Source organism: Bordetella avium, from assembly GCF_034424645.1.
GTDB lineage: Bacteria > Pseudomonadota > Gammaproteobacteria > Burkholderiales > Burkholderiaceae_B > Bordetella > Bordetella avium.
Genome location: NZ_CP139969.1, coordinates 3,707,005 through 3,721,798, shown reverse-complemented (window position 1 = coordinate 3,721,798; position 14,794 = coordinate 3,707,005). Strand labels below are relative to the sequence as shown.

Sequence of the window (14,794 nt, the reverse complement as noted above, 5' to 3'; positions counted from 1 at the left end):
GTCGCTCTTGTTCAAACCTCGATTCTACCGCTTTTGGGCAGAAGTTATCCACAGCCCGGACATCAGCCAGCCTCCAGGCACCCGCCTAACTGATTGACAAGATTGGGAAAACTTGCTGAAATGGTGGGCTTTTCCGAATTCTGCCTGTCGGAAGGTTCCGTTGGAACTGCACGGGAAGCGGCGAAAATCTCCTGTATCTCAGGGGCTTACAGCCGCAAGCGTCACACGCAATGGCTGCCGGATCATTCATCTGGCAATGCCTTTCGCGCAAAGCGCCGTAAATCTGTCCATCCATTATGTTGCTTGCCCGAGAGGTTTCTCATCGAAACCCATGCCAGACCCGGCAACTCAAGCATCAACGCCTTGGTTTGACAGCGGCGCCGTGTTACGTTCCCAGCCTCGGGCCCCGTCCCATGGCCAGCCTTGTGCTGGTGCCGGGATACCCGCCCGGGTCATCGCAACCAGGATCCTCCAGGCAGCATCCTACTGACTTTGTTCTTTTTGTGGATCGTCCATGAAACGCACCTACCAACCTTCCGTCACCCGCCGCAAGCGCACCCACGGCTTTCGCGTGCGCATGAAGACCCGTGGCGGCCGCGCCATCCTGAACGCTCGCCGCGCCAAGGGCCGCAAGCGTCTGGCTGTCTAAGCCAGACGCATCGCAGCTCGCCCATTGCCCGGTTCGCCACAAGACCCAGGGTGCGGCTTCGCGCCCAACCCTGAGCCTGTTGCCAACCGGCAAACGGTCGATTCTTCGATTCAGTCAGCTATGTCGTGCGCCACGCTTCCCGCGGAGGCGCGCTTGCATCGCCCCTCCGAGTTCACTGCCGCACTGAAAGGTCGGCGGTTGGCCAGAGGGGCGTTGTTCATTGTGAGCGCCGCCCCCGCAACGTCCGCACCTGCCTGTGCGCGTCTGGGTCTGGTCATTGCCAAGCGCTATGCCGCGTTGGCCACCACCCGCAACGCCATCAAACGGGTGCTGCGCGAGGCCTTCCGTCACCGGCGTCAGGCCCTGCCGGCACAAGATTACGTCATCCGCCTGCATAGCAAGGTGGGGCCGTTGTCCCTGACTGCACTGAAACGCGCCGCCCGCACCGAAGCGGATGCTCACTTCGGACGAATCGCGCGATGATCAAAACCTTGCTCATCGCTCCCATCCGGTTTTACCGGTTTTTCCTGAGCCCCTGGATCGGCCGCCAATGCCGCTTCACGCCCAGTTGTTCGGCTTACGCGATCGAGGCCATTGAACGCCACGGCGCTTTGCGCGGTCTATGGCTGGCAAGTCGGCGCATCGGCCGCTGCCATCCCTGGTCGCCCGGCGGGCTGGACCCCGTGCCAGACCCGGCTCGGCCGCAACAGAAAAACCAGGGCAGCGGTTGCTGCGGCAACCATTCCCGTACCGGACTCGATTGACGTTAAACTGGCGGGCTTTGCTGGTCCGCTCACTCTTCCTCAGGCACCATGGATATCCGACGAACCGTCCTCTGGATGATTTTTTCCTTCTCGCTGTTGCTCCTGTGGAACAACTGGCAGATCCATAACGGCCAGCCGGCCCTGTTTGGCGGGCCGTCCCCCGAACAAAACGCACCGGCCACGGCCAATAATCAGGCAGCCACTAATCCGGCTTCCAATACGCCGGCCGTACCCAATGCCCCTGCGGCCACCAGCGCACCGAGTTCGGTGCCGGGCAGCACGGCTCCCGCTCCGGCTCAAGCCCAGGAAGTCGTCATCACGACCGACGTTCTGCGCCTGACCTTCAGCTCTACCGGCGCCCAAATCATCCGCGCCGAACTGCTCAAGTATCCGGCGACTGCCGGCAGCGACCAGCCCATGGTGCTGCTGGATCGTTCGGCCGGTCTGACCTACACAGCGCAAACTGGCGTGATCGGTGCTGGCCAGAACTTCCCCACCCACCTGACGCCTTTCGCAGTCACCACAAACGAGCGTGAACTCACGGGCGACAAGCTGGTGGTGCGTTTCGAAGCGGAATCGGGCGGTCTGCGCGTCATCAAGACCTTCACGCTGGATCGCGGCAGCTACGACGTCCATGTGCGCCACGACGTGACCAACGTCGGCACCGCAGCGCAACATCCGTCGGTCTATCTGCAACTCGAGCGCGACGGCAACGATCCGGCCGGCACGTCCAGCTTCTATCACACCTTCACGGGTGTGGCGGTCTACTCCGAGCAAGACAAATTCCAGAAGGTCACCTTCTCGGATATCGCCAAGAACAAAGCCAGTTATATCAAGCAGGCGGACAACGGCTGGATCGGTATCGTTCAGCACTACTTCGCCACGGCCTGGGTGCCCAAGGAAGGCACGCCGCGCACCAATGATCTGCTGCAATTGCAGCCCAATCTGTTCGCCGCGCGCGCCATTGAAGCTCTGGGTGAAGTCGCGCCTGGCGCCACGGTGTCCTCCGACGCCCAGCTCTGGGTGGGCCCACAAGACCAGCAGGCCATGGCGGCAGTCGCCCCGGGCCTGGAACTGGTGGTCGACTATGGCTGGCTCACCATCATTGCCAAGCCGCTGTTCACCCTGATGACCTGGCTGCATAGCCTGCTGGGCAACTGGGGATGGACGATTGTCGCGCTGACCGTGATCATCAAGGCGGTGTTCTACCCCCTGGCCTCGGCCAGCTACCGCTCGATGGCCCGCATGAAGCAGGTCGCGCCCCGTCTGCAGGCCCTGAAAGAGAAGTACGGCGATGACCGCCAGAAGCTCAACCAGGCCATGATGGAAATGTATCGCACCGAGAAGATCAATCCGCTGGGCGGCTGCTTGCCGATGGTGGTGCAGATTCCGGTGTTCATCGCCCTGTACTGGGTGCTGCTGGCCAGCGTTGAAATGCGCGGCGCCCCCTGGATTCTCTGGATTCATGACCTGTCGGTGCGCGATCCGTACTTCATCCTGCCGGCAGTGATGATGGCCACCATGTTCCTGCAGATCAAGCTCAACCCCACGCCTCCGGACCCTGTCCAGGCCAAGGTGATGATGGTGATGCCCTTGGTTTTCGGCGGGATGATGTTCTTCTTCCCGGCAGGCCTGGTGCTGTACTGGTGCGTTAACAACACGCTGTCCATCCTCCAGCAATGGAGCATCACGCGCAGTATCACGCGTCAGACAGCTAAACGGGGCTAATCACCCGCTCAAGAAAAATGCCGTGCTTCATGCACGGCATTTTTTTCGCCTGCGCCACGACACCGCCCCCGGCATTTGACCGAGGGCGATGACGGCCACTTACTTCAGATCAAAGCGGTCCAGGTTCATCACCTTGGTCCAGGCGGCGATAAAGTCGCGCACGAACTTGTCTTGCGCATCATCGCTGGCATAGACCTCCGACAGGGCACGCAATTGCGAATTGGAGCCAAACACCAGATCGACACGGCTGGCTGTCCACTTCTGTTTGCCCGTCTTGCGATCATGACCCGTGAAGCTTTCGCGCGCCGGCGACGACGGCTTCCACTCCGTGCCCATATCGATCAGATTGCGGAAAAAGTCGTTGGTGAGCACGCCCGGGCGGTCGGTAAACACCCCATGTTTCTCCTTGTCGGTGTGCACATCCAGCACGCGCAAACCGCCGATCAATACCGTCATTTCCGGCGCGGTCAGCGTCAACAATTGCGCACGGTCGATCAAGAGATGTTCAGCCGGCACATCATAGCGACTCTTCAGGAAGTTACGGAAACCGTCGTGCACGGGCTCTAAGGGTGCGAACGATGCCACATCAGTCTGCTCCTGCGAGGCATCCATCCGGCCAGCAGTGAAGGGCACGGTCACCTTGTGGCCCGCCTGTCCGGCAGCCTGCTCAATCGCGGCACAGCCGGCCAGCACAATAAGATCAGCCAGCGAGACCTTCTTGCCGCCCGATTGTTTGCCATTGAAGTCGGCCTGGATGCCTTCCAGCACCTTGAGCACCTTGGCCAATTGTTCTGGCTGATTCACGGCCCAGTCTTTTTGGGGCGCCAAGCGGATACGCGCACCGTTAGCGCCACCCCGTTTATCCGATCCACGGAAAGTCGAAGCCGAAGCCCAGGCCGTCGACACCAGCTCGGAGACCGACAAACCACTGGCCAACACCTTTTGCTTGAGCGCCGCCACGTCCTGATCATCCACCAGCGGATGGTTGACCTTCGGAATCGGGTCCTGCCAGATCAAATCCTCAGCCGGCACTTCGGGGCCGAGATAACGCACACGCGGGCCCATATCGCGATGAGTCAGCTTGAACCAGGCACGTGCGAAGGCATCCGCGAACTCATCCGGATTTTCGAAGAAGCGGCGGGCGATTTTTTCGTAAGCCGGGTCGACGCGCAGCGCAATGTCGGAAGTCAGCATCGACGGGACATGACGCTTGGACGGGTCGTGAGCATCAGGCACCGAGCCGGCGCCAGCGCCGTGCTTGGGAATCCATTGATGCGCGCCTGCCGGGCTCTTGGTCAGCTCCCACTCGTAGCCAAACAGGTTCCAGAAAAAGTTATTGCTCCACTTGGTCGGCGTAGACGTCCAGGTCACTTCGAGACCGCTGGTGATGGTGTCACTGCCCTTGCCAGTGCCAAAGCTGTTCTTCCAGCCTAAACCCTGGTTCTCCAGCTCGGCGGCTTCAGGTTCAGGGCCGACGTTATCCGCCGGGCCTGCACCGTGCGTCTTGCCAAAAGTGTGGCCGCCCGCGATCAAGGCGACGGTTTCCTCATCGTTCATGGCCATGCGGGCGAAGGTTTCACGAATATCGTGCGCGGAAGCCTGTGGATCAGGATTACCGTCCGGCCCTTCGGGATTGACGTAGATCAACCCCATCTGCACCGCGGCCAAGGGATTTTCCAGATTACGTCCGCCATCGGTGCGGCCATGTTCCTTGCCATGCCCGGCCTTGTCGGCCACTGGCTGCGCCTCATTCTTGCCATAGCGCAGATCACCGCCCAACCAGGTCTTTTCGTCACCCCAATACACATCCTGATCGGGTTCCCAGGTGTCTTCGCGTCCCCCGCCGAAACCAAAGGTCTTGAAGCCCATCGTTTCCAGCGCAACATTGCCGGTCAGGATGAACAAGTCCGCCCAAGAAATTTTGTTGCCGTACTTTTTTTTGATTGGCCACAGCAGGCGGCGGGCCTTGTCCAGGCTGACGTTGTCCGGCCAACTGTTAAGGGGAGCAAAGCGTTGCTGCCCGCGTCCAGCGCCGCCGCGGCCATCGCCCACGCGATACGTGCCCGCGCTGTGCCAGGCCATGCGAATGAATAAGGGACCATAGTGGCCGAAGTCGGCAGGCCACCAATCCTGCGAATCCGTCATCAATTTGGCGAGATCTTGCTTCACCGCAGCCAGATCAAGACTATTGAACGCCTTCGCGTAGTCGAAATCAGGATCCAGGGGATTGGTCTTGGCGGAATGCTGGCTCAGCAACTCCAGACGCAGACGTTTTGGCCACCAATCCTGATTCGTCGTACCACTGCCAGCAGTATGGTTAAAAGGACACTTTGCCTCATTCGACATGCTCTCTCTCCTAGGGAAATTGAACCTGCCACGCGCGTTACGCCAACTCTGCGTCCACGATGGCACCGGACTGCACATCAAGGCATCTCCGTTACGTCGGAAAGCACAGCATCAAACATGCTGACAGCCCAGCCGGTTTATCAACTATACGTGAAGAGAGGCACACAAAAAACATAATTACTGTAATGTGCGTAATAGGCCAACCCTATGATAAAGACCGAAAGAAAGATCGATGGCGCTCAGGACTGCGCCGTATCAAGCTGCCTGAAGCGTCAGCGTCGCAGCGGACGCTGGCGTGGGCGCGGTCAATGCCAACAAGGCAATGAACAAGGCCAGCGCAGCACCGACAAGACAATCAGTGAAACGGGATCGCATCGGGATTCCTGAGAGCAGCCCAGGATAAGGGCTCATGGGCTGATTATGAAAAGCCCCTCTCCACGCGCAAACGAAATAATCCGCCTTTGTTCAATCCCTGTGCTCATATGACCAGCCGCCTCTTATCTGCGCATTTGTTTATCCACAGCTTGTGGTTATCCGACTGGCCACGTCCCGTCTTTCCCTGCGCAGAGCCCTGTTGATAACCTTGGGAATAAGCATGTGCGAAAAATGTGCGCAGCCGGTGGATAAGTTATGTATAGCCTGTGCAGAAACCGGGAAAAACGGGGGAAAAAAACGGGCTTTGCTCTCTTAAACGCCCCACACTGAGGCGTTTAAAAATCATCATCGGTCTTAGTTTTTTGGCAAAAAAGCCTGAACCAACTTGACCCAATAGCTGGCGCCTACCGGTAGCAAGGCATCATTGAAGTCATAGTTGGGGTTATGCAGCTGGCAGGGGCCCATGCCGTGATACGGCTGCTGGCGATGATCGCCGTCGCCATTACCCAGGAACAGATAGCAACCCGGCACTTTTTCCAGAAAAAAGGAGAAATCTTCGGCCGCCATAGACTGCATCACCGAGGGATTGACGTGCTCCTTACCGAAAGTCTCCTCGGCTACCTTGAGTGCGAAAGCCGTTTCCTGTTTCCAATTAACCAGGGGAGGGTAGGCGCGCACAAAATGCAGTTCCCCTGTGCCGCCATAAACCTGGGGCAGCGTCGTGGCAATGCGGCGCATATCCGCCTCGATCTTGTCGAGCGCATCCAGCGTATAGGTTCGCACCGTACCGCGCAGCACGGCTTCGCCCGGAATGACGTTGTAAGCATCCCCGGCATGAATTTGGGTAATGGACAACACCGCCGGATCGAGCGGATCTCGCCCCCGGGAAATCACCGTCTGCAAAGACTGCACCATTTCTGCGGCAATCACGATGGGATCAACAGCGCCATGCGGCTGCGCCGCATGACCACCCAGCCCCTTGATGACGATATCCCAGCGATTGCTCGAGGCCATCATGGGCCCGGCACGGAAACCGAACTGGTTGACCGGCATGCCCGGCATATTGTGCAAGCCGAAAATCGCATCGCAGGGGAAACGCTCGAACAGCCCGTCCTGCATCATGGCCCGGGCACCCACATTACCGCCTTCCTCGGCCGGCTGAAAAATAAAGTTTACGGCGCCGTCAAAATCCGGATGCGCCGCAAGATACTGTGCGGCGCCCAACAAAATGGCCGTATGGCCATCATGACCGCAGCCGTGCATGCGCCCGGCGATCGTGGATCTGTGCGCGAAACGATTTTCCTCGGGCATGGGCAACGCATCCATATCCGCCCGTAAACCAATCGACTTTTTACCGCTGCCAGCACGCAACACGCCCACCACACCGGTTCTCCCCAGGCCGGTATGGACTTCCAGGCCCAGGGCGCGCAGCCGTTCTGCGACCAGATTTGAGGTGCGGGTTTCCTGAAACGCCAATTCAGGGTGTGCATGGATATCACGGCGCAAGGCAGTCAATTCGCCGTGCGCGCGCTGAATTTCATCTATGGTTTTCATCGTCGGGGCAAAGATAAGAAACAGCCCTCTTTTAGCACACCGCCCATCCGGCATCATCCAGAGTAGGCCGAGGCCGGCTCAGGCCAGCAACAAGCTATCCACGGCCCTCGTTCGTGCAGCAGTTATAGTCCCTCATTAGCCTTTTTTTGCTGTTTTTTCTCCTCATGAGCCACGCCCTTCCCATCGCTGCCATCGCCACCGCCCCTGGACGCGGAGGCATCGGCGTCGTGCGCGTTTCCGGTCCGCGCCTGGATGCCTATATCCGCGCGCTACTGGGCCGCGATCTGACACCGCGTCATGCTCATTACCTGCCTTTTCTCGCGGAGGATGGCGAACGTATAGACGAAGGTATCGCCATCTACTTCCAAGGCCCGCATTCGTATACCGGCGAAGACGTGCTCGAGTTACAGGGCCACGGCGGACCCGCTGTGCTCAAGCGACTACTGGCGCGCTGTCTGGAAGCCGGCCGCAGTCTCGGTATGCGCCTGGCCGAACCCGGTGAATTCACCCGCCGGGCCTTTCTGAACGATCGTATGGACCTTGCCCAGGCCGAAGCTGTCGCCGATTTGATCGAGGCCTCATCCGAAGCTGCCGCACGCGGCGCAATGGCCTCGCTATCCGGTGAGTTCTCGCAACGCATCAATGACCTCTCAGGCCGCATTGTGCATCTGCGTATGCTGGTGGAAGCCACACTCGACTTCCCTGAAGAAGAAATCGACTTCCTCGAAAAATATCAGGCCAGACCCACCCTGGACGGCCTGCGCCAGGACCTCGACACCCTGATCGCTCAGGCCCGCCAGGGCATTATTCTGCGTGAAGGTCTGCATGTTGTATTGGCCGGTCAACCCAACGTCGGAAAAAGCAGCCTGCTCAATGCCCTGGCGGGTGATGACATCGCGATCGTCACCCCCATCGCCGGCACTACGCGAGACAAAGTCGTGCAAGAGATCTTCATCGACGGCGTGCCGCTGCATATCGTCGATACCGCAGGCCTGCGCGAAACAGAAGACACCGTTGAAAGCATAGGCATCGCACGCACCTGGAAAGAAATCGAGCGCGCCGACCTCATTTTGCACCTGCAAGACGCCACCGCCCCCGGCGACATCCTCGATGTCGACATCACCGCACGCCTGCCCGCACGCACGCCAGTACTGGCTGTCTTCAACAAAATCGATCTGTTGACCAGCACCGCTCAACTCGCTGAAAACAGCATCGGCATCTCGGCGAAACAGGGCCTGGGGCTGGAGGAACTGCGCGCCAGACTGCTGCAAATGGCCGGCTGGAATCCCGGTGCCGAATCTCCGTGGCTGGCCCGCGAACGCCACTTGCATGCACTGCAGGCAGCCCGAGACCATCTCGACATTGCTGCGGAACATGCTAGCCATGATGACCGTGTGCTCGATCTCTTTGCGGAAGAACTTCGCCTGTCGCACGAAAGCCTATCGAGCATCACCGGAAAGTTCACCAGCGACGATTTGCTAGGCGAGATTTTCTCCAGTTTCTGCATCGGAAAGTGATCTTGCAACCGCAATCTGGATTTGATCAGAAACAAACGCCATTTCAATCCGATTTCCCCAGAGCGGATAAAGCGATAAAAGCCATTGGAAAAGATCTTCAACGGTATTTTCACGACGGGAAAAATTTTATCTCACAGATCTCATCCGAAAAAAATAGTTGTTTGATCAACTATTTTTCTAGGAAAAAAACCAGTTCGATACCTGCTATCAAACCCTGGGTCTGACACTGCCATCAGCAAGACTCTGCTGGCGCATCCCCGCAACCGCAACAGGACTGTGCAAGTTGAACGCTACGCACCTAGCAAAAGATCAGTTTCTCTTTCTGGAATCGCTGAAAAGCGCCAAGGCCGAACAATGGGTGTCGGCGCAGAACGCAAGGACACTCGACAAGCTCGGCCAAGATCCGGCTATCGCCACGCTGACACAGCGTTTGGTAGAGAGCTACGACTCTCCTGATCGCATTGTCAGCTGCTCGCGGCATGGCGACTGGGCCTACAACACCTGGACCGATGCCGAACACCCTTTGGGGCTGGTGCGGCGTACGCCCTGGCAAGATTGGCTCGATGGCAAAGCTCAGTGGGACACTGTGCTCGATGTCGATGCCCTACCAATGAATCAGGAAAGCGCAGACGGCACGCGCTGGGCGCTGGCTGACTTTGATCTGCGCTATCCGGACGAAGAAAGAGCACTCGTCAGTCTTTCTCCAGATGGGTCTGATGCCTGCATCATCCATGAGTTCGACATGGTCTCGCGTTGTTTTGTGGATGCCGGTTTCGCACTGCCCGAACCCGGCCAGCATAGCATGGCTTGGATAGACCGCGATACGGTATATGTGGCATGGGATGACAGTGCCGAAAACGACGAGGCCGCACTGACCGATGCGGGACACCCTCGCCAGTTGCGCCGCTGGCGACGCGGCACGTCTTTGCTTTCCGCTCCGGTCGTGCTGGAATGCGCCAGCACCGACATCGTGGCTCATGCCTGGTTCGACCATGAACAGCAACGGCATCTGGCCACGCGTTATCTCAGCATGTGGCGTACCGACTGGTTATGGTTTGATGAGGCGGCCTCACAATGGCGACGCTATGCCGTGCCGGGCGATGCCGACCTGAACGAATGGCAAGACTGGCTATTTATCACGCTGCGTTCAGACTGGCGGACGGATGCGGAAAACTATGCCGCCGGTAGTCTTCTGGCGGTGCGGCGCGATGATTTTCTGGCGGGCCTGGCTAGGCCTGACGTGCTGTTCATGCCTGCCACGCGACGGGTTCTGGCCGATCTGGATTTCACGCTGCATTACCTCATCCTGACAGAACGCGAAGAGTGCGTGACCAAACTGCGACGCCTTCAGCCACCTGCCTCGCGCGAGGCAAGCTGGACATCGCAAGAGATCGCCATCCCCCCTGAAAGCGCCGTGGCGATGGAGGCGGTCGATGGTATGCGCGACGATACCGTTCTGATCCATGTCGATCACTTTCTCGAACCCACTGCGCTGTATTACGCCGACCTTAGCCGCAACGGGGGCGGCAAAGATGATTGGCGATTGCTGGCGCGCCAAGCTCCGCAGTTCGATACCCGTGGCATGAGTGCGCAGTTACGCCATGCCAACGCCCCCGACGGAACGCGCATCCCGTACTGGTTGATCGGACGGATATCAGATACCCCACAACCCTGCCTGTTATATGGCTATGGTGGTTTCGAAGAGTCGCTCGATGAACCCGCCTATATCGCAACCACAGGTATAAGCTGGCTGGAGCGCGGCGGGCTTTACGCCATTGCCTGCATTCGGGGCGGCGGCGAATTCGGTCCAGCCTGGCATCAGGCAGCATTACGTGAAAACCGCCAGATCGCTTTCGATGATTTCATTGCGGTAGCAGAAACCCTGGTCGCAACGGGTGTCACACGCCCCGAACAACTGGGTATCAGCGGCGCCAGCAACGGCGGACTACTGGTTGCGGCCTGCATGGTACAAAAACCCGAACTGTTTGGTGCCGTGCTTTGCAGTGTGCCGGTACTGGATATGGCACGTTTTCACAAGCTTCTGCAAGGCGCGACCTGGGTCGAAGAATACGGTAATCCGGACGACGCACAGGCTCTGAAATGGCTGCTGGCATACTCTCCCTATCATCAAGTTCAGGCAGACGTGGCTTACCCCGACGTGTTGTTCACGACGTCGTCCAGCGATGATCGCGTGCATCCCGGACATGCCAGAAAAATGGCCGCAAAAATGCAAGCGCTGGGTCACGAGAACGTCTGTTATCTGGAGCGCCGCGACGGCGGGCATGGCGCGGGTGTCGATGCGCGCGCCATCGCCTATGCCGAAGCCATAGAAGCCAGCTTTCTATGGCGTGCGCTGACTGAAGAACCAGCGGCCTGATACGGCAGTGGGACTATCTTCCGTGCATTTGCGCGCAGACGTCACGCAGCGCCTGCGCGAATAAGCCATCGACTTCCCGCGCCTGGGCATCGCTGCGCGTAAACAAGGCAATGGGCGGCAACTTCCATTCAAAAGTAAAAGGCACGACGGCGACACCGGCAATACGCACCAGCTCATCCGCAATATCGGCCGGCAGCGCCGACACGGCACGCTCGCTGGCGGCCACCATTTCACCAATCAGTTTGGATGAGTTGGTTTCGACCACAGGCATAGGAGGCGGCAATCCCACGCTGAGAAACAAGGCGGCCACCTGTTCGCGCATAGGGGTGTGGGCCGTACCAAGTATCCAGTCCAGATCAGACAGATCATTCCAACCTAGCTTGCTTTGCGTCAACCGGGCCGCCAGGCGCCGACTGGCAATCAAGCGCGGACGCTGGCGGTACAACACCTCGAATTGCAGTTTGTCGCGCATCGCCGGCGCAGCCGCCCGTGCAATCACCGCATCCAGCGCATGTTCCTGCAATTGTCCAAGAAGATGATCGCTGGTGCCTTCATGCACCGTGACAGTGACCCGCCGCCCGCCTGGCAAGGTCCGTGCAATGGCGGCCGAGATCAACTGGCCCGACACAAAGGGAATCACGCCCACCTTGATATGCCCCGCATGACCGTTGGCAGCCGCCTCCATATCGCGGGCAAGATGATCAAGGTCCTGCAACATGGCCTGTGCGCGCGCAAGCGCAATCTCACCCAGCGGGGTCGGCACCATGCCGCGTATCGAGCGGGTGAACAGCGGGGCGCCGAACATGGCTTCGATTTCGGCCAGTGCGCTGGTGACGGCGGGTTGACTCGTCGCCATATGTTGCGCGACCCGCGTAAGCGATCCGTGCTGGCGGATCATCAGCAATAAACGCAGATGCCGCATCTTCAAACGGGTCGCCAGACGGTGCAGGATATCGGCCGCACGGTTCATCACAGCACAGCCTTTTTCAGATAATGGAATGCCATGTCCTAATAATAAGACTTATCTTATGTATATATAAAAATCTCAAATTTCTGCCTTATGGATGATCGCTAGACTTGATCACATGCTGAGCACCCGCTGCAGCACACTTCAAGTAAGCGAGACAAGCCATGCCCCAGAATCCCAATGACCGTCAGGCAGCACTGGACTACCACGAGTTTCCGACCCCCGGAAAAATCGCCGTCACGGCATCCAAACCCCTGGTGACGCAACGCGATCTGGCGCTGGCCTATTCGCCCGGCGTGGCGGCGGCCTGTGAAGAAATCGTCGACGATCCCGCCAACGCCTTTCGCTATACCGGACGCGGCAATCTGGTGGGTGTGATCTCCAACGGCACGGCTGTGCTGGGTCTGGGCAATATCGGCGCGTTGGCCTCCAAGCCCGTGATGGAGGGCAAGGCCGTGCTGTTCAAGAAGTTCGCCGGCCTGGACGTGTTCGATATCGAAATCAACGAGACCGACCCTGACAAGCTGGTCGAGATCATCGCCGGCCTGGAGCCCACCTTCGGCGGCATCAACCTCGAAGACATCAAGGCGCCCGAGTGCTTCACGGTCGAGCGCAAGCTGCGCGAGCGCATGAAGATTCCCGTCTTCCATGACGATCAGCATGGCACCGCCATTACCGTCAGCGCCGCCTTCATCAACGGCCTGAAGGTCGTGGGCAAGGACATCAAGCAGGTCAAGGTCGTGACCTCGGGCGCCGGCGCGGCCGCGCTGGCCTGCCTGGACCTGATGGTGGACCTGGGCCTGCCGCTGGAAAACATCTGGGTGACCGATATCGAGGGTGTGGTTTACGAAGGCCGTGTCGCGCTGATGGACCCGGACAAGGCCCGTTTTGCGCAAAAAACCGACGCCCGCAAGCTGGCTGATGTCATCGCTGACGCGGATGTGTTCCTGGGCCTGTCGGCCGGCGGCGTGCTCAAACCCGAAATGGTCGCCGCGATGGCGCCGCGCCCCCTGATTCTGGCCCTGGCCAATCCCACGCCGGAAATCCTGCCCGAAGTCGCAAATAGCGTGCGTGACGATATCGTCATGGCCACGGGCCGTTCGGACTATCCCAACCAGGTCAACAACGTCCTGTGTTTCCCCTACATCTTCCGCGGCGCGCTGGACGTCGGCGCCACCACGATCACGCGTGAGATGGAAAAAGCCGCGGTTTACGCCATCGCTGGCCTCGCTGAAGAAGAGGCCAATGAAGTCGTGGCAGCCGCCTATGGCAGTTACGATCTGTCTTTCGGTCCGAATTACCTGATTCCCAAGCCCTTTGATCCGCGCCTGATCGTGCGCATCGCGCCGGCCGTGGCCCGCGCGGCGATGGCCGAAGGCGTGGCCACCCGCCCGATTGCCGATCTGGACGCCTACGTCGAGCAGTTGCAGCAATTCGTCTACCACTCCGGCGCTTTCATGAAACCCCTGTTCGCCATCGCCAAACAGGTCGTGCGTGACCAGGGCCGCGCGCGCATCGTGTTCACGGAAGGCGAAGATGAACGCGTGCTGCGTGCCGTGCAAGTCATCGTGGACGAAAAACTCGCCAAACCGATTCTGGTCGGCCGTCCGGCCGTGCTGCTTTCCCGCATCGAGAAATTCGGCCTGCGCCTGCGCCTGGGTCAGGACGTCGAGGTCACTAATCCGGAATACGACGAACGCTTCCATCAATACTGGACGACCTACTGGGAGCTGATGAACCGTCGTGGCATCACCAAGGAAATGGCGCGTGTGGAGATGCGCCGCCGCATGACGCTGATCGGCGCCATGATGGTGCGCCTGGGCGATGCGGATGGCATGATTTGCGGCGCAGTAGGGGCCTATCACGACCATTTGCGATTCGTGGATGAAGTGCTGGGCAAAAAACCCGGCGCCAACACCTACGCCGCAATGAACATCCTTTTGTTGGATCAACGTACCGTCGCATTGGTAGACACCCACGTCAACGAAGACCCCACGGCGCAACAGATCTCCGAGTTCACGCTGGCAGCCGCCGAAGAAATGAAGCGCCTGAATCTGGCGCCGAAAGTGGCGTTGCTGTCGCGCTCTAATTTCGGTTCGGGCAGTTCCACCTCCGGCGGCAAAATGCGCGCTGCGCTGGAACTGATCCGCGAACAAGCACCCGAATTAGAGATCGACGGAGAAATGCACGGAGATTGCGCGCTGGATGAGGCCCTGCGCCTGCGCATACTGCCCTCATCAACGTTGCGCGGCTCTGCCAATCTGCTGGTCTGCCCCAACGTGGACTCTGGCAATATCGCCTACAACCTGCTCAAGACGGCCGCAGGCGGTAATGTGGCCGTCGGTCCTTTCCTGCTGGGCGCCAACGCTCCCGTCAATATCCTGACGTCCAGCTCGACCGTACGCCGCATCATCAACATGACAGCGCTGACGGTCATCGAAGCCAATCGACGCGACTAAGCCTTCAACGCCTTCCTCAAACCGCCCGCAAGGGCGTTTTTTTTTGGCCTGAATCGCT

At 59.2% G+C, this 14,794-nt stretch carries 10 protein-coding genes; 7 read left to right on the top strand and 3 right to left on the bottom strand.

Features of this window, described 5'->3' with window-relative positions; genetic code table 11:
* The first annotated feature begins 514 nt into the window (after positions 1 to 514).
* From rpmH to yidC, 4 genes are all read left to right on the top strand, one after another.
* Positions 515 to 649 carry a 50S ribosomal protein L34 gene (rpmH, locus tag U0029_RS17230; protein ID WP_012419049.1) on the top strand — a complete coding sequence of 45 codons (135 nt, stop codon included), beginning with the start codon at positions 515 to 517 and terminating at the stop codon, positions 647 to 649.
* Positions 650 to 769: 120 nt separating this feature from the next.
* Positions 770 to 1,132 (top strand): ribonuclease P protein component, encoded by a 363-nt coding sequence (locus U0029_RS17225; protein ID WP_012419050.1) that lies wholly within the window; start codon positions 770 to 772, stop codon positions 1,130 to 1,132.
* Entirely contained in the window at positions 1,129 to 1,413 is a 285-nt protein-coding gene (gene yidD / locus U0029_RS17220; protein ID WP_012419051.1) for a membrane protein insertion efficiency factor YidD, read from the top strand. The genes U0029_RS17225 and yidD overlap by 4 nt, the downstream gene beginning before the upstream one ends.
* Before the next feature lie 48 nt (positions 1,414 to 1,461).
* Entirely contained in the window at positions 1,462 to 3,141 is a 1,680-nt protein-coding gene (yidC, locus tag U0029_RS17215; RefSeq protein WP_012419052.1) for a membrane protein insertase YidC, read from the top strand.
* 99 nt (positions 3,142 to 3,240) lie between these two features.
* Here the strand turns inward: yidC and katG are convergent, their stop codons facing one another.
* Both katG and U0029_RS17205 read right to left on the bottom strand, forming a co-directional pair.
* Complete coding sequence (gene katG / locus U0029_RS17210; protein WP_039051346.1) at positions 3,241 to 5,487, bottom strand: catalase/peroxidase HPI; 2,247 nt, start codon at positions 5,485 to 5,487, stop codon at positions 3,241 to 3,243.
* Positions 5,488 to 6,216: 729 nt separating this feature from the next.
* Entirely contained in the window at positions 6,217 to 7,416 is a 1,200-nt protein-coding gene (locus U0029_RS17205; RefSeq protein WP_114852135.1) for a M20 aminoacylase family protein, read from the bottom strand.
* Between the two features lie 164 nt (positions 7,417 to 7,580).
* On the opposite strand from U0029_RS17205, the gene mnmE reads away from it, so the two are divergent.
* Positions 7,581 to 8,933, top strand: a complete 1,353-nt coding sequence (mnmE, locus tag U0029_RS17200) for a tRNA uridine-5-carboxymethylaminomethyl(34) synthesis GTPase MnmE (protein ID WP_012419055.1) — start codon at positions 7,581 to 7,583, stop codon at positions 8,931 to 8,933.
* 283 nt (positions 8,934 to 9,216) lie between these two features.
* Positions 9,217 to 11,310 (top strand): prolyl oligopeptidase family serine peptidase, encoded by a 2,094-nt coding sequence (locus tag U0029_RS17195; RefSeq protein ID WP_114852136.1) that lies wholly within the window; start codon positions 9,217 to 9,219, stop codon positions 11,308 to 11,310.
* 13 nt (positions 11,311 to 11,323) lie between these two features.
* Here the strand turns inward: U0029_RS17195 and U0029_RS17190 are convergent, their stop codons facing one another.
* Entirely contained in the window at positions 11,324 to 12,280 is a 957-nt protein-coding gene (locus U0029_RS17190) for a LysR substrate-binding domain-containing protein (protein WP_114852137.1), read from the bottom strand.
* 161 nt (positions 12,281 to 12,441) lie between these two features.
* Here U0029_RS17190 and U0029_RS17185 point away from each other — a divergent pair, with 161 nt between their 5' ends.
* Complete coding sequence (locus U0029_RS17185) at positions 12,442 to 14,736, top strand: NADP-dependent malic enzyme (RefSeq protein WP_115600726.1); 2,295 nt, start codon at positions 12,442 to 12,444, stop codon at positions 14,734 to 14,736.
* Positions 14,737 to 14,794: the final 58 nt, after the last annotated feature.